Here is a 15,610-nt window from a genome sequence, read left to right as displayed (position 1 = left end):
CCGCACGGCCTCGCGCCGTACGGCCGCACGCACGACCGACCGCCGTGCCGGTCACGCGAGGCCCGGCACGGCGGCCGGCCGACGGCTCCACCACCGCATGACCGACCGACCCGGACGCCTCCGCGCCGTGTCGGTCGGTCACCGCGACCGAAAACCCTCATTCGCGGTCTTCGGTTACACCTCTGATGGGTTTCGCCTGGTGCCCGAATACGGCCTTACTTACACTTGGCCTGGCACTTGCCCTTGCCCTTCTTGTAGCCGTATTTAGCGCACCGGTGGGTCTTGGGGTTCATCTTGAGACAGCACCGGGTACACGGCGCGGGCTTGGCGTCCACGCGCGCCGACGCCGCGACGACGGCGCCCTTTTGCGCGGACGCGGAGCCGCCGACCAGCAGGACGGCTCCGAGGACGAGCATGGCCATGGCGACGGCCGCGGCGACCAGCTGTCCGACCTTCTGGATCATGAGACCACCTCTTTTCACCATCCAGTCCACTTTGACAAGGCTCGCACCGTTTACCGTTTCCGGATAGGGCCGAATGCCCCGGATAGGACGACATCTGGACAACACTTTCGTGTCCGTTGATACGGACTTTGTCAGTACCCGCCGAGTCTCCGTGTCCCCAGCCGGATCCGGGATAGAAGGCGCCCAATGCGGACACCAAAGGAGTCACCCGATTACCGGCGCCGGAAGCAACGAAAAGGCAATGGAAGGTACGGCCGTCGCCTTCCGGGCGCTCGGGGTGCCGACGTACGGGGCCTGGCCGGCCCAGCTGGGCCCGTTCGAGTGCCGTGGTGATGACGGTGTGACCGTCGATCCCCTCGTAACCGGGAACGCCGACCAGCCACGGCGAGGCGCCGCTGCCCCTGACCACGTTCGGTGGATCTTGTGGCGGCGGAGGTCTCAGCGCAGCGTGCCGTGTTGTTGCACCGTGCGTCGGGCCCTCCGTCCTTTGAGTGCCTCGGAACAGCCAGGAAAGAGTCAAGGACTCCATGCCGGCACCACGGGCGAGCATCGGGTGCGAGCCCACCCGGGTGACTCGCCTTAACGCCCTGGATCACCGTCGCTGACGGCACCTCGAGCGGGCTTTCCCGAGCATCCCGTACGACCCCGCATGACGACCCCCTGGGACGCGATGGGCAACCCCCGCAGATCGCACGGCGCCCGTGCACCGGGGGCAGTCGGCGGTACGGGCCCCGTCGGCAGGAGCGCCTACCGCGACGAGATGAACTGGTGGAGTTCGTCCCCGCTCATCCGGTCGAACCGGGCGAGCGCGGCGTCGATGAACAGGAGTTGGTTCGTGTCGCGAGTCGCGACGTAGCAGGGCTCGTCCTGCCGCCGCCACAGCGGAACACCCCGCACGTTCGAATGGTGCGGTGTGCCGTCGGCCATATCGAGTCGGTGTGGTCATGGGGGTTGGCGCCGGTTCGGAGGTCTTCGCGGACTAGGACCTGTCCGGTGGATCTTGTGGTGCTCCATGGCGGCACGGGGACCAGGCTGACCGGTGTCCGACAGCGGCGGGTTCGTCGCCCCGGGCGGCCGAGCCGGCGACCGGGACGGCTCCGGTCCGCCACCCACGGCGTACCGAATGCTCGGCGACCGTAGCCCAGGACGAGGCCAAAACCCCCATATCGGCACCACGGGTGGGTCTTTGCCGAGCTTCCGGTACGACCCCGCACGACCACCCCAAGGAGACAACGGACAATCTCCACAGATCACACGCCCGGGTCGCCCGTCCTCTGCCACCGGCGTCTACCCAGAGGAGAATTCGTCTCCGCTGAGTGGACACCACCAGAAACGACGGCCCACCCAGCGTACGGGCCGTCCCGCCTGGCGGGCGGGAACGGGCTCGGGGCATGCAGGAACATCCGCGCCATGAGCGCGTGCGTTAACGCCCCGGATCGCCGTCGTTGGCGGCACCGAAATCCAGGGCGCTGATCCCAGTGCCCGGCCCAATCCAGGTGATGGCGGCTATGCGGTCCGGCTCCCGGCTACGATCACGATCATGGATCGCTGTGATCGGTGCGGAGGCTGCGGCCGGGACGTGACGGGATGAGCGATTCCACCGAGGACGCGGCGGCCGGGCTCGAGGTCGACCCCAGGACACCGAACGTCGCGCGCATGTACGACTACTTCCTCGGCGGCAAGGACAACTTCCGCGCCGACCGGCAGGCCGCCGGAAAGGTCACCGAGGTCCTCCCGAACGTCGCCGCGGTGGCGCGTACCAACCGGGAGTTCCTTCAGCGGGCCGTCCGGTACGTCGCCGAAAGCGGGGTCGACCAGTTCCTCGACCTCGGCTCGGGCCTGCCGACGCAGGGCAACGTGCACGCGATCGCGCAGGCCGTCCACCCGGACGCCCGCGTCGTCTACGTGGACAACGACCCGGTCGTGGTGGCCCACGCGAACGCGCTGCTGTCCTCCGCCGAGCGCGCCGCCGCCGTCCGCGCCGACCTGCGCGATCCGGACACCGTCCTGAAGGACCCGCACGTCCGGCGGCTGATCGACTTCGACCGGCCGGTCGGGCTGCTGTTCGTGGCCGTCCTGCACTTCGTCCCCGACGAGGAGGACCCCGCCGGTCTCGTACGGCGGTACCGGGACGCCCTCGCGCCCGGCAGCCACGTCATCCTCTCCCACGCCGCGGTGGAAGAGGCGCGCAACCTCGACGTGGCGACCGCGTACCGCGGCGCGAACGCCCCCTTCATCGCGCGGACCCGTGACCAGGTCACCGCGTTCCTCGCCGGCATGGACGTCATCGACCCTGGCGTGGTCCACCTGTGCGAGTGGCGGCCCACCCGCGCCGAGAAGCCACTGACGGCCGGCTGGACGGCGGTCGCCCGCACCCACTGACGGATCTGGCTGATCCTGGGCGTTGACGGTGGCCGGATGAGTGCTCACCAACGCCGTGGCGGCCGGGGTCCTCGGACGCGATCGGTGATCGGGCGAGGGGCGTCGTACAGGGGGTGCTCCGGTCACCGCCGCCAACGGTTATGGCGACGGTGACCGGAGCGGTGGGGACGGCCTCGGTCAGAAGCCGGCCGTGATTCGGGTGAAGTCCCAGTCGTTCTGGGAGATGCCGCTGCAGGTGGACTGCACTCCCCCGCCGGGGCAGGAGTGGTCACGGTTGACCGCCCAGTACGCCAGGCGGTTCAGGCCCTTGGACAGCGCCCAGTCGCGGATCTGGGTCCAGGTCGCCGTCGAGGTGGTCTCCTGCTGGTCGGACAGGCCGTTCATGCCGGAGATCCCCATGTGCGCGTAGGCCTGGGCGTCGGTCCAGCCCCACGCGTTCTTCAGGTCGGTCTTCAGGCCTTCGGCCGCGTTGACGGTGCTCTGGTACATGTTCGAACCGCCGCCGAAGTCGAACGGCATGATCGTGTAGCTGTCGATCGGCACGTTCAGCGCCTTGGACTGGTTGATGAGCCGGACGCCGTCGCCGCTGGGGCCGCTCGTCGTCGTGCCGAACGTCACGGCGATCTTGACGTTGGGGTTGTTCTGCTTGACGATCTTCAGGCCGCCGAGGATCCGGTCCTGCACCGTGTAGTTCGAGAACTCGTCGGAGTTCTCGATGTCGAAGTCGACCACGGCCGGGCCGACCGCGTTGATGACCTGCTGTACCGCTCCGGCGTACGCGGAGGAGGACGAGCAGTTCGGGCCGAGCTTGTTGCCCGACCAGCCGCCGAAGGAGACCTCGACGCTGCCGCCGGCGCCCTTGATCGCCGAGATCGCCTGGGCGTCGGCGCCGCCGGTGAGCGGCCTGGAGCCGTCCCAGGCGGGGGTACAGCCGCCGCTGGAGTTGACGAACGCCATGGTGAAGGACTTGACCCCGGTGGCGTTCATGACCGTGGCGGGGTTGGGCGGGTTGCCCCAGCCCATGTAGAGGTAAGGGGCTCCGGGAATCCGCCCGGAGGCGGGCGGCGGGGTGCCGGTCCCGCCGGGCAGCGTCCACTTCTGGTTGGCGCTGCCGGCGCAGTCCCAGATCTGCAGCGGAGTGCCGTCCGCCGAGCTGGGGCCGGTGGCGTCCAGGCACTTCCCGAGCGCACGCAGGCTGCCGTCGGCGGCCGCGGTCCACGACTGGGCGGCGGTTCCGTTGCAGTCGTAGAGCTGCACTTTGGTGCCGTTGGCGCTGTTGGCGGCGGCGACGTCGAGGCACTTGCCGAGACCGCGGATGGTGCCGTCGGTCCCGACCGTCCACTGCTGCGCGCTGGTGCCGTTGCAGCTGTAGAGCTGAATCTGGGTGCCGTTGGCGCTGTTGGCGGCGGCGACGTCGACGCACTTGCCGCCGTACCCGGTGATCTGTCCGGTGGCGGCCCAGGCGGGGGAGGCCGCGGCGACGATCGGCGGCAGCGCGAGGGCGGCGGCGCCGGCCAGCAGCCGGAGCCGGAGACGGGAGAAGCGTTCCTGATTCATGGCGGGGGTCCTCTCAGGAAGGTCAGTGCTTCAACTAAGACTCGAAGTAAGAGGTAGGGCCTCCTCCCTGCCGTCGTCGCGATCGAGGCCCGGGTCGGCCTCAAAGATAAGGAAGGTTTCCTAAGAATTAGGCCGAATATAGCCCAGGGAGCACGATTCGCGTCAAGAGACCGCGGGGCCCGTCTCGTGACAGGATTGGGCGATGGTTGCCGGACCCCCGCGATCGGATGTGACGGTTCCCGCGTGCGTGGCGGCCCTGGCGGCGGGCCGGCCGGTGCGTGCGGTGTGGGAGAACGAGCTGGGCGGGCTGACGTTCGAGGTCGGCGCGGACCCGGACCGGTGCTTCGTCAAATGGGCTCCCCCGGACAGCGGACTCGACCTCACCGAGGAGACCGTCCGGCTGTCCTGGGCGGTGGCGTTCACCCCGGTGCCGCGGGTGCTGGACCAGGGCGCCGACGGTGACGGCTCCTGGCTCGTGACCGCCGCGCTGCCCGGCCAGAGCGCCGTCGCCGACCGGTGGAAGGCCGAGCCGCGTACGGCGGTGACGGCCGTCGGCGAGGGTCTGCGCGCCCTCCACGAGGCGCTTCCCGTCGCGGAGTGCCCGTTCTCCTGGGCGGCCGAGGACCGGCTCGCCGACGCCCGCCGGCGCGCCGCGCAGGGCCGCGTCGACGCGACGCGATGGGACCCGGCGCACCGCCCCCTGGGAGTCGACCGGGCGCTCGCGGTCCTCGCGGAGACCCCGCCGCATGACCGGCTCGTCGTCTGCCACGGCGACAGTTGTGCGCCCAACACCCTCATCGGTGAGGACGGCCGCTGGTCCGCCCACGTCGACCTCGGCCGGCTCGGCGTCGCCGACCGATGGGCCGACCTCGCCATCGCCACCTGGAGCACCGAGTGGAACTACGGTCCCGGATGGGAGGGCCTCCTCCTCGACGCCTACGGCGTCCGTCCCGACCCGGACCGGATGCGGTACTACCGCCTCCTGTGGGACCTCGGGGACTGAACCGAAATGTCGCGTTAGCCCGCGTGCTCACCGGGTATCCCGCCGCACCGAACCGGTAAACGGAACCCCCGAACGGGAAGAGGTGCGGGCATCGTGAGCACTAGGGACCACTGGAGCCGGTCATGAGCCGGTCCGACTCGATCTCCCGTCCGGTCTCGGCGGTCCTCGGCCTGGCCGGCGGCCTGATCGCCGGAGCGCTGTTCAAGCAGACCTGGAAGCTCGTCTCCGGACAGGACGACGCGCCCGACGCCGGGGACGTCGAGCGCGGCTGGGTCGAGGTCCTGGCCGCCGCCGCGCTGCAGGGCGCGATCGTCGGCGGCGTCAAGGCGGCCCTCAACCATGGTTACCTGGTCCGCCGCCACGGCGGACCAGAGAGTTCGTGAGCGTACGAGTCGCAGGCCCCGTCCGGTGACCGGAGGTCCACGAGACCCCGGTCACCGGACGGCCAGAACCCGTCAGCCGGTCAGACGAGTCAGACGAGGTCGAACCGGTCCAGGTTCATGACCTTGTCCCACGCCGCGACGAAGTCCGTCACGAACTTCTCCTTCGCGTCGTCGCTCGCGTAGACCTCGGCGACCGCGCGCAGCTCGGAGTTGGCGCCGAAGACCAGGTCGACACGGCTGGCGGTCCACTTGACGTTGTCCGAGGCGTCGCGTCCCTCGAAGGTCTCGGACTCCTCGGACACCGGCTTCCACACCGTGCCCATGTCGAGCAGGTTCACGAAGAAGTCGTTGGTCAGCGTCCCGGGACGGTCGGTCAGGACACCCAGGGAGGACTGCTGGTGGTTGGCGCCCAGCACGCGCAGACCACCGACAAGGACCGTCATCTCGGGCGAGCTCAGCGTGAGCAGGTTCGCCCGGTCGATCAGGAGGAACTCGCCCGGCAGCAGGTTGCCCTTCATGAGGTAGTTGCGGAATCCGTCGTGCGACGGCTCCATCACCTCGAACGACTCGACGTCGGTCTGCTCCTGCGACGCGTCGGCGCGTCCCGGAGTGAAGGGCACCACGATGTCGTGGCCGGCGTCCTTCGCGGCCTTCTCGACGGCCGCGCACCCACCGAGCACGATCAGGTCGGCCAGGGAGATCCGCTTACCACCGGTCTGCTCGGCGTTGAACGCCTCCTGGACCTGCTCCAGGGTGCGCAGCACGGTCGTCAGCTCGTTAGGGTTGTTGACCTCCCAGTTCTTCTGCGGCTCCAGCCGGATGCGCGCGCCGTTGGCGCCGCCGCGCTTGTCGGTGCCGCGGAACGACGCGGCCGACGCCCACGCGGTGGTGACCAGCTGGGAGATCGACAGACCGGAGTCCAGGAGCCGGGCCTTGAGCGCGGCGATGTCATCGGCGTCGACCAGCTCGTGCTCGACCGCCGGGATCGGGTCCTGCCAGATCAGCGTCTCGGCCGGCACCTCCGGGCCGAGGTAGCGCTGCTTCGGGCCCATGTCGCGGTGGGTCAGCTTGAACCAGGCGCGGGCGAACGCGTCCGCGAACTCGTCGGGGTTCTCCAAGAAGCGCCGCGAGATCGGCTCGTAGATCGGGTCGAAGCGCAGCGAGAGGTCGGTCGTGAGCATCCCCGGCGCGCGCGTCAGCGAGCCGTCCTCGGGGTCGGGCACGGTGTCGGCCCCGGCGCCGTCCTTCGGCCGCCACTGGTTCGCCCCGGACGGGCTCTCGGTCAGCTCCCACTCGTAACCGAAGAGCAGCTCGAAGAAGGTGTTGTCCCACGTGGTCGGGGTGGGCGTCCAGGTGACCTCGAGACCGCTCGTGTGGGAGTCCCGGCCCTTGCCGGTGCCGTAGGAGTTCTTCCAGCCCAGGCCCTGGTCCTCCAGCGGGGCGCCCTCGGGCTCGGGTCCGATGGCGTCGGCCGGGGCCGCGCCGTGCGTCTTGCCGAAGGTGTGGCCACCGGCGATCAGGGCGACGGTCTCCTCGTCGTTCATCCCCATGCGGCCGAACGTCTCGCGGATGTCGCGTGCCGCGGCGACCGGGTCCGGGTTGCCGTTCGGGCCCTCGGGGTTGACGTAGATGAGGCCCATCTGCACCGCGGCCAGGGGCTTCTCAAGGTCACGCTCACCGCTGTAGCGCTCGTCGTCCAGCCAGGCGGTCTCGGGGCCCCAGAAGACGTCCTCGTCGGCCTCCCAGGCGTCCTCGCGGCCACCGCCGAAGCCGAAGGTCTTCAGGCCCATCGTCTCCAGGGCGACGTTGCCGGCCAGGATCATCAGGTCGGCCCACGAGATCTTCTGGCCGTACTTCTGCTTGACGGGCCACAGCACGCGGCGGGCCTTGTCGAGGCTCGCGTTGTCCGGCCAGCTGTTGAGGGGCGCGAAGCGCTGCTGGCCCGCCCCGGCGCCACCCCGGCCGTCACTGATGCGGTAGGTGCCCGCGCTGTGCCACGCCATGCGGATGATCAGTGGTCCGTAGTTCCCGAAGTCGGCCGGCCACCAGTCCTGCGAGTCCGTGAGCACCCGTGCGATGTCCTGCTTCACCGCGGCGAGGTCGAGGCTCTTGAACGTTTCGGCGTAGTTGAACTCCTGGCCCAAGGGGTTGGCCATCGGCGGGTTCTTGACGAGCAGCCTCAGGTTGAGCCGATCCGGCCACCAGCCGCGGTTGCCGCCGCCCTGGGTCGGGTGCGGGGCGCGGGTACGGCCGTGCGGGACCGGACAGCCGCCTGCACCCTCCGTCTTGGCGTCTGTGACGATCGCGTCATCGTTCTCAGTCATGGGGATCCCTCCGGAAAAGGCGGTTCACAGTGTTCAGGAACTGCTGGCGGTGGCACAGGCGGGGCACAGGCCCCAGTAGATGACCTCGGCCTCGTCGATCGAGAAGCCGTGGTCGTCGGACGCGGTCAGGCACGGCGCCTCGCCGACCGCGCAGTCGACGTCGGCGACGGCACCGCACGACCGGCACACGACGTGGTGGTGGTTGTCCCCGATGCGTCCCTCGAACCGGGCCGGGCTGCCGGCCGGCTCGATGCGGCGGATGAGGCCCGCGGCGGTGAGCGCGTGGAGGGCCTCGTACACGGCCTGCAAGGAGACGTGGCCGACGCGGTCGCGCACCCCGGAGGCGATCGCCTCGACGCCGAGGTGGTCACCGGTCCGTACGGTCTCGAGCAGTGCGACGCGGGCGGCCGTCACCCGCAGGCCGACACCGCGCAGCTCCTCGGCGGAGGTCGGGGGCTGGGATGGCGTCATAGCCCTCAACCTAATCCACTAACCAGAATGATTCAAGAGAACAAATGATTCTTGTTCAGGGTGCGTGGACTCGGCGGCCACCCCGGCGCGGCGAGCCGCGCGGCGCGCGGAGCACCCGCGCGCCGAGCCGAATCAGAGGTCTTTCGAGTGACCGGTGATCGCGAAGGGATCGCTTCAACGGGGCCCATGACGTGGGCATCGTGCGGGGCGCGTACCACTACGCCATCCCCGCCAAGGCCGGCGGCGCCGCCAGGCCGACCCATGACGAGCCGCTCGCGCAGAAACGCCGAGGCACAGCCGCCGGGCCCCCGCAGAGAGGCGGGCCCGGCTCTCGCCTCCCTACCGGGTGGTGCACACCCAGGTGATCCAGTGGCCGCCGCCCGCGTTGGAGATGGCGTCCTTCTCGGCCGCGGTCTTCGTGGCGCCACGACCGCCCCAGTACCTGTTGGTGCGGGGGTTGTACGCGACGGCGCCGCAGCTGTTCATGAAACCAACGAGCACCTTGCAGTGGGAGCGGGGGCACTCGTTCAACGCGCGCTTCTCGGCGGCGGACGCGCTGCTGTAGTCCCAGGACTTGCCGACGCTGCCGTCGCTCGCCACGGCGATGGCGCCGTAGTACTGCGGCGGCGGCGAGTACGTGTCCGGCGGTGAGTAGGTGTCGGTCGGAGAGTCGGGGCCGGACGGGAAGGACGGCGAGTAGCTGGGCAGCGGCGGCGGGCTGTAGGTGGGCGGCGTCGGGAGGTCCGGCAGCGTGGGCACCGCGACCGCGTGCTTGCGCGCCGAGTCGCCGACGTGGAATCCCAGCCACAGGATGGCGCCGCCGCCGATCACCAGCACGAAGACGGCGACGAGGACGATGACGACCGCCACGCCGTTGTTGTTCGGCCGTCGCGGGGGCGGCGGCCCCCATCCCGGGGGCCCAGGGGGCATCGGCGGTCCGGGCGGACCGGGCGGAGGCCCGTACGCGGGCGGCTGACCGCCGTACGGCGGCTGCGGGGGTTGCACGGTGAACCCACTCCCCAGATGCGTCAATGTCCGGAAGATCGTAACGGTTGCCCCGTCGCTGCGAAGCAGAGCTAGGACGCCATTTCCGGCATATCGGTTCCGGGACCCCTCGGCGTTTCTGAGCCGCCCTTCGAAGCCTTCTCCGTCACTTCCGCCCCCCTGTCGGAATGCGCGCCGCCGAGGCTCAGGAACAGAAGTCCGCGATGGTGCCGGTCAGAATGTCGGTGAGGCGGTCCAGCGAGGCGAGATCGACGTACTCGGTGGCCGCGTGCGCGCCCGCGCCGTCGACGCCGAAGAGCAGGCAGGGAATGCCCGCGCGGTCCAGGAGGGCGCAGTCGGTCCAGAAGGGCTCGGCGCGCACCACGGGCGGGCGCCCGAGGACCTCGTGCGCGTGCCGGGTCAGGGTACGGACGACGAGCGCCTCCGGATCGGCCTCGAACGGCTCGCGGTGCAGGCCGCGGGTCAGCCGGTAGTAGAAGTCGGGGACCGTGCCGGCGATGCGCTCGAGCACCGCGGTCAACTCCCGCTCGACACCGTCGGCGCTCTCACCGGGTACGGTGCGGCGCTCGAGCGTGACGTGGCAGCGCGCCGGGTAGGTGGAGGGCTCCTGGCCGCCGTGGATGACCGAGGCGTGCACGGTGCCGGTGCCCAGGAGGGGGTGTGCCGGGCGCAGCGCGAGGTACCGTCCCAGTTCCTCCAGCGCGACCAGGAAGTGCCCGGCCTTGGCGATCGCGTCGATGCCGAGCTCGGGCCGCGAACCATGGGCCGCGCGGCCCTCGATCTCCACGTCGAACCAGGCGAAGCCCTTGTGGGCGAGGGTGACCTCCAGATGGCTCGGCTCGGCGACGATCGCCGCGTCGGCGGTGAAGGACTCGAGCACCTCCTCGGTGCCGAAGCTGCCGTGCTCCTCGTCGGCGACGCAGGCGAGGATGACATCGCCGCGCAGCGGGCCGCCCGCGGTGGCGCGGGCGGCGGCCACCATCATGGCCGCGATACCGCCTTTCATGTCGAAGGCCCCGCGGCCGAACATCTTCCCGTCGCGGACCTGCGGGTCGAGCGGGTCGCCGTCGTAGCCGGCCAGGCCCACCGTGTCGAGGTGGCCGTTGAGCATGAGGGACCGGCCGCCGCCGGTGCCGCGGGCGATCGCGACGAGCGAGGGCCGGCCGGGACGCTTCTCCAGGCGGTGCGCCTCGAAGCCGCGGGCGGCCAGCCATTCGCCGCAGAAGTCGGCGATGACGCTCTCGCCGGCCCCACCGGCCACGAGGTCCGGGTTGACGGAGTCGATGGCGATCAGCCGGGCCAGCAGGCTGCCGGGGTCCACGGGATCGGGAGCCGCTGCGGTCGAGGGCGTCTCGGGGAGCATGGGGACCTTCCGAAGTTCTGCGGCCGCCCCTGGGAGACAAGGGCGGCGCGGCATGGGAGACGTGTCGCGGTCAGTCCTGGTCGGCGAGGCGCAGGAGGGTGGTGGCCAGGACGTCGACGCCGTGGGCGCACGCCTCGGGGGTGGAGTACTCGCGCGGGTTGTGGCTGATGCCGTCGTATTCGCCTCGTACGAAGATCATGGCAGTGGGGCAGAGCGCGGCGATCTCCTGGGCGTCGTGGCCGGCGCCGGAGAGCAGCGAGACGTGCGCCAGACCGTGGTCGTCGGCGGCCTGCGCGATGACCTTCTGCACCCCTTCGTCGAACGGGACGTAGCCGGTCTTGGCCATCCGCCGGGTGGTCGACGAGAGCCCCGGCCGGCTCCCCTCCAGGTCGCGCAGGAACGCGGCGAGGGCCTCCTCGGCGCGGGCCATCTGGGCGTCGTCGGGGTTGCGCAGGTCGACGGTCAGTTCGGCGCGGGCCGGGACGATGTTGGTCAGGTCCGGGTGGACGACGAGGTGGCCGACGGTGGCGCGCAGGTCGCCGTACGCGCCGGAGTCGACCATGGCCCGCAGGTGGACGGTGAGCTGCGCGGCCGCGAGCCCGGCGTCGGCGCGCAGGTGGGTGGGGGTGGTGCCGGCGTGGGCGGCGCGGCCGTGGATGGTGATCTCCTGCCAGGAGATGCCCTGCACGCCGGTGACGACGCCGACCTCGACCCCGTTCTCGGCCAGGACGGGGCCCTGTTCGATGTGGCACTCGACGTAGGCGTACGGCGGGGCGAGGCGGACGTCGGCGGGGCCGTCGAAGCCGGTGCGGGCGAGTTCGCCGCCGAGGGTGCGGCCGTCGCGGTCGGTCAGGCCGTGGGCGTACTCCAGGGTGAGGCGGCCGGCGGCGACGGCGCTGCCGAGCATGTCGGTGCCGAAGCGGACGCCCTCCTCCTCGGTGAAGACGCCGACCTCGATGGGGCGGCGGGTGGTGATGCCGCGGTCGTTCAGAGTACGGACGACCTCGATGCCGCCCAGGACGCCGAGGCAGCCGTCGAAGGCGCCGGCGGTGGCGACGCTGTCGATGTGCGAGCCGGTCAGGACGGGGGCCGCGGTCGGGTCGGTGCCCTCGCGGCGGCCGTAGATGTTGCCCATCCGGTCGACGCGGACGGCCAGGCCGGCCTGTTCCATCCATGCGATGACCCGGCGGCGGCCGGCCGCGTCGGCGTCGGTGAGGGCGAGGCGGTTCACGCCGCGCAGACCGGTGCGCTCGTCGTCGTACGCGCCGATCTCGGCGAGGTCCATCAGGGACCGCCACAGGCGGTCGCCGTCGATGGTGATCGTGGGGTTCGTCATGATCCATCTCCTGGGTTGGCGGCCGGACCCTCGGTGCTCAGCAGGACGACCACCGAGGTCGCCCCGAGCCCCAGCGCCGTCCGGCGCTCTTCGGCGCCCGCGCCGGTGAGCACCGCGCGGAGACCGGCGAGCGCCGCGGCCCCGCAGGGGCCCGAGGAGACGCCGAGAGCGGCGAGGTCGGCGACCGCCCGGATGCCGTCGGCGTCGGGGATGGCGACGGCGGCGTCCAGCCCGCCATGCAGGAAGGGCCAGGCGGCGCTGGACGGGGTGCCGCAGTTCAGCCCGGCCATGACGGTCTCACCCGTGGTGATACCGACGGGTTCGCCCAGCGTGAGGCTCTCGAGGACGCAGGACGCGGCCTCCGGCTCCACCGACAACAGCGCCGGAGCCCGCCCGGACGGGCGGCTGCGGTAGTGCGTGACGACGGCCTGGGCCAGTGATCCCACGCCCACCGGTACGGACACGAGGCCGGGTCCCTCGGTGACGCCTGCGGCGGTCAACTGCTCGTCGACCTCGGCGCAGAGGGTGGAGTAGCCCTCGACGATCCAGCCCGGGATCTGCTCGTAGCCCGGCCAGGCGGTGTCCTGGACCAGGACCGCGTCCGGCGTGGCGGCCGCCTCGGCCGCCTCGCGTACGGCCTCGTCGTAGGACCCCGCGATCTCGGTGACCCGCGCCCGCTCGGCGACGATGGCCGCCACGGCCTGCGGGTGCACGCCCTGCGGAACGAAGACGTGGGCGTGCTGCCCGAGCAGGCGCGCCATGCGGGCCACCGCCCGGCCGTGGTTGCCGTCGGTGGCGGTCACCAGGGTGACCGGGCCCGGTCCTCCGCCGCTCACGGCCCGCGCGGACAGCGCGCGGTGGACCGCCCAGGACGCGCCCAGCGCCTTGAACGCGGGCAGTCCCAGACGGCACGACTCGTCCTTGACGAAGACCCGGCCGACTCCCAACTCGGCGGCCAGCGGCGGGAGTTCGGTCAGCGGTGTGGGCGCGTAGTCGGGCAGCGCGGTGTGGAAGGCCCGCACCTCGGCGGGCGCGGGCGCACATCTCCAGGTACGGGCGCCGGGCCGCGCGACCCACGGCGACACGGGGCGGGAGGACACGTTCTCAGGCACGCGTCCAGGGTGCGGCGTCCTCCTCCGATCGGTCCAGCGGATGTTTTCGACGTATATTCATCGGAGAAACCGACCGTTCGACGCGCCGCTCCGCGACGGCGGGGAAAGCGATCCGCCCGTGTTCGACCTGCACCGACTGCGCCTGCTGCGCGAGCTCAAGCACCGCGGCACGCTGGCGGCCGTCGCCGCGGCCCTGTCCTACGCGCCCTCCTCCATCTCCCAGCAGCTCTCGCAGTTGGAGGCCGAGGTCGGCGTCCGGCTGCTGGAACCGGTCGGGCGGCGGGTGCGGCTGACCGAGCAGGCCGAGATCCTCGTCGCCCACACCGAAGCCGTTCTCGAACGCCTGGAGCGCGCGGAGGCGGAGATCTCCGCCTCCCTCACCGAGCTGACCGGCACCCTGCGCGTCGCCTCGTTCCAGACGGCCGCCCTGGCCCTGGTCCCGGCCGCGCTCGGCCTGCTGCGCGACCTGCACCCGCACCTGCGCGTCCACCTCACTCACCTGGAACCGGAGAAGGCCCTGCCCGCCCTGCAGGCCCGCGACTTCGACCTGGTCCTCGCCGAGGAGTACCCGGGCAATCCCAACCCGCGGCCCGCCGGACTCGACGAGCAGGACCTGCTCGACGACCCCCTGCACCTCGCGCTGCCCGAACCGGCCGACGGCCGGGCCGCCGACGCCCCTGACACCGCCGGCCCGGACGCCGACGACCCGATGGCCGCGCTGCGCTCGCTCGCGGACCACCCGTGGGTGATGGAGCCCGAGGGCACGGCCGCGCGGCACTGGGCCATGACCCTGTGCCGCAACGCCGGTTTCGAACCCGACGTACGGTTCGAGACCACCGACCTCCTGCTCCACCTTCGCCTCGTCGAGCAGGGACACGCCGCCGCCTTCCTTCCCGACCTCGTCTGGAGCGGGCAACCCCCGACCGTCACGCTGCGGCGGCTCCCCGACGGTCAGCGCGCACGCCGCCTCTTCACCGCCGTACGCCGCGGCCGCAGCCGGCACCCCGCCGTCCAGGCGTGCCGGGACGCCCTCCTCCGGGCGGTCGCCCTGCGCTCCGCCCGGCCACCGGATCGGCACGACTGCCGGTGCCGCAATTTGCGCAGTTCCGGCATAGGTTAGGCTCACCTAACTGCTAGCTGATCCACAGCAAAGGAGCCTCGGGTGTCTCTTCGGCGTCGCGGCACGGCCGCCGTCGCTCTCGCCATCACCGCCGTCCTGTCCCTCGGGGCGTGCGGCGGTGGGTCCACCGGGAACGGGAAGGAGGGCGGCGCCGAGGCGAAGAACAAGCAGTCGGTCGCCAAGGGCGGGAAGGACTTCGCGAGCGCCGCGGAGAAGACCGCCGCGATGGGGACGGACGCCAAGCCGGGCCAGTGGCCGCGGACGATCACGCACGCGATGGGCCGTACGGTCATCAAGGCGCAGCCCCAGCGGGTCGTCGTGCTGGACGTCGGCGAGCTCGACAACGTCGTGTCGCTGGGGATCAAGCCGGTCGGGCTGGCCCCGACCGAGGGGTCGCCGGAGCTGCCGTCGTACCTGAAGAACGACGCGGGCACGCCGAAGAACGTCGGCACGATCAGCAGCCTCAACCTCGAGGCGATCGCCGCGCTCAAGCCCGACCTGATCCTGGGCAGCCAGCTCCGCGCCGCGGACTCCTACGACGAGCTGTCGAAGATCGCCCCCACGGTCTTCTCCATCCGTCCCGGCTTCACCTGGAAGGAGAACTACCTCCTCAACGCGGCCGCGCTCGACCGGACCGCGCAGGCCGAGGCGAAGCTCGCCGCGTACAAGGAGAAGGCCAAGGTCCTCGGGGTCAAGCTGGGCGCGAAGAAGCCGACCGTGTCGATGGTGCGTTACCTGCCGAACGGCGTCATCCGGCTGTACGCGAACGCCTCCTTCATCGGCACCATCCTCAAGGACGTCGGCATCCCGCGCCCGAAGAACCAGGACATCAACGACCTGGCGGCCGAGGTCAGCGCCGAGAACATCGACCAGGCCGACGCCGACTACATCTTCACCGGCGTGTACGGCGACCCGAAGGCCACCGACAAGAACAAGGCCCAGAGCAACCCGCTGTGGAAGAACCTGAAGGCGGTCAAGGACGGCCACGCGTACGACGTGCCGGACGAGACCTGGTACCTCGGGCTGGGCGTCACCGCGGCCGACGCGGTCCTGGACGACCTGCAGAAGTACCTGACGGCGTGACCGCCCG

The 15,610-nt window shown here is 71.2% G+C and carries 14 protein-coding genes; 5 read left to right on the top strand and 9 right to left on the bottom strand.

The features are described from left to right. Positions 1-215 precede the first annotated feature (215 nt). Positions 216-464: a hypothetical protein gene (locus ABD978_RS43035; RefSeq protein ID WP_345367374.1), complete on the bottom strand. Its 249-nt coding sequence runs from the start codon at positions 462-464 to the stop codon at positions 216-218. 747 nt (positions 465-1,211) lie between these two features. Next, positions 1,212-1,361 carry a hypothetical protein gene (locus ABD978_RS43030; protein WP_345367372.1) on the bottom strand — a complete coding sequence of 50 codons (150 nt, stop codon included), beginning with the start codon at positions 1,359-1,361 and terminating at the stop codon, positions 1,212-1,214. Positions 1,362-2,051: 690 nt separating this feature from the next. Here ABD978_RS43030 and ABD978_RS43025 point away from each other — a divergent pair. Next, positions 2,052-2,846, top strand: a complete 795-nt coding sequence (locus ABD978_RS43025) for an SAM-dependent methyltransferase (RefSeq protein ID WP_345367370.1) — start codon at positions 2,052-2,054, stop codon at positions 2,844-2,846. 177 nt (positions 2,847-3,023) lie between these two features. Here the strand turns inward: ABD978_RS43025 and ABD978_RS43020 are convergent, their stop codons facing one another. Further along, positions 3,024-4,403, bottom strand: a complete 1,380-nt coding sequence (locus ABD978_RS43020) for a ricin-type beta-trefoil lectin domain protein (RefSeq protein ID WP_345367368.1) — start codon at positions 4,401-4,403, stop codon at positions 3,024-3,026. Between the two features lie 229 nt (positions 4,404-4,632). Here ABD978_RS43020 and ABD978_RS43015 point away from each other — a divergent pair, with 229 nt between their 5' ends. Continuing rightward, a complete protein-coding gene (locus tag ABD978_RS43015) occupies positions 4,633-5,406 on the top strand; it encodes an aminoglycoside 3'-phosphotransferase (protein WP_345367366.1) in 774 nt (257 codons plus the stop codon). A 122-nt stretch (positions 5,407-5,528) separates the two neighbouring features. Further along, entirely contained in the window at positions 5,529-5,789 is a 261-nt protein-coding gene (locus ABD978_RS43010) for a DUF4235 domain-containing protein (protein ID WP_345367364.1), read from the top strand. Between the two features lie 89 nt (positions 5,790-5,878). Here the strand turns inward: ABD978_RS43010 and katG are convergent, their stop codons facing one another. The 6 genes from katG to ABD978_RS42980 all read right to left on the bottom strand — a co-directional run bounded on the left by katG (position 5,879) and on the right by ABD978_RS42980 (position 13,400). Further along, a complete protein-coding gene (gene katG / locus ABD978_RS43005) occupies positions 5,879-8,113 on the bottom strand; it encodes a catalase/peroxidase HPI (RefSeq protein ID WP_345367362.1) in 2,235 nt (744 codons plus the stop codon). 33 nt (positions 8,114-8,146) lie between these two features. Then, positions 8,147-8,584, bottom strand: coding sequence for a Fur family transcriptional regulator (locus tag ABD978_RS43000; protein ID WP_345367360.1), 438 nt, complete (start codon positions 8,582-8,584; stop codon positions 8,147-8,149). Positions 8,585-8,923: 339 nt separating this feature from the next. Next, on the bottom strand, positions 8,924-9,454 hold the full coding sequence (locus tag ABD978_RS42995; RefSeq protein ID WP_345367358.1) for a DUF4189 domain-containing protein: 531 nt from the start codon (positions 9,452-9,454) through the stop codon (positions 8,924-8,926). 319 nt (positions 9,455-9,773) lie between these two features. After that, on the bottom strand, positions 9,774-10,952 hold the full coding sequence (locus ABD978_RS42990) for an ArgE/DapE family deacylase (RefSeq protein WP_345367356.1): 1,179 nt from the start codon (positions 10,950-10,952) through the stop codon (positions 9,774-9,776). 70 nt (positions 10,953-11,022) lie between these two features. Beyond that, a complete protein-coding gene (locus tag ABD978_RS42985) occupies positions 11,023-12,288 on the bottom strand; it encodes a hydantoinase/carbamoylase family amidase (RefSeq protein ID WP_345367354.1) in 1,266 nt (421 codons plus the stop codon). Beyond that, positions 12,285-13,400, bottom strand: a complete 1,116-nt coding sequence (locus ABD978_RS42980) for a pyridoxal-phosphate dependent enzyme (RefSeq protein WP_345367352.1) — start codon at positions 13,398-13,400, stop codon at positions 12,285-12,287. The genes ABD978_RS42985 and ABD978_RS42980 overlap by 4 nt, the downstream gene beginning before the upstream one ends. 118 nt (positions 13,401-13,518) lie before the next feature. On the opposite strand from ABD978_RS42980, the gene ABD978_RS42975 reads away from it, so the two are divergent. Next, positions 13,519-14,520 (top strand): LysR family transcriptional regulator, encoded by a 1,002-nt coding sequence (locus tag ABD978_RS42975; protein ID WP_345367350.1) that lies wholly within the window; start codon positions 13,519-13,521, stop codon positions 14,518-14,520. A gap of 42 nt (positions 14,521-14,562) precedes the next feature. Continuing rightward, positions 14,563-15,603: an ABC transporter substrate-binding protein gene (locus ABD978_RS42970; RefSeq protein WP_345367348.1), complete on the top strand. Its 1,041-nt coding sequence runs from the start codon at positions 14,563-14,565 to the stop codon at positions 15,601-15,603. Positions 15,604-15,610: the final 7 nt, after the last annotated feature.

Source organism: Actinoallomurus liliacearum, assembly GCF_039542035.1.
GTDB classification, from domain to species: domain Bacteria; phylum Actinomycetota; class Actinomycetes; order Streptosporangiales; family Streptosporangiaceae; genus Actinoallomurus; species Actinoallomurus liliacearum.
The sequence above is the reverse complement of the archived record's forward strand: the minus strand, read 5'-3'. Positions and strand labels throughout refer to the sequence as shown.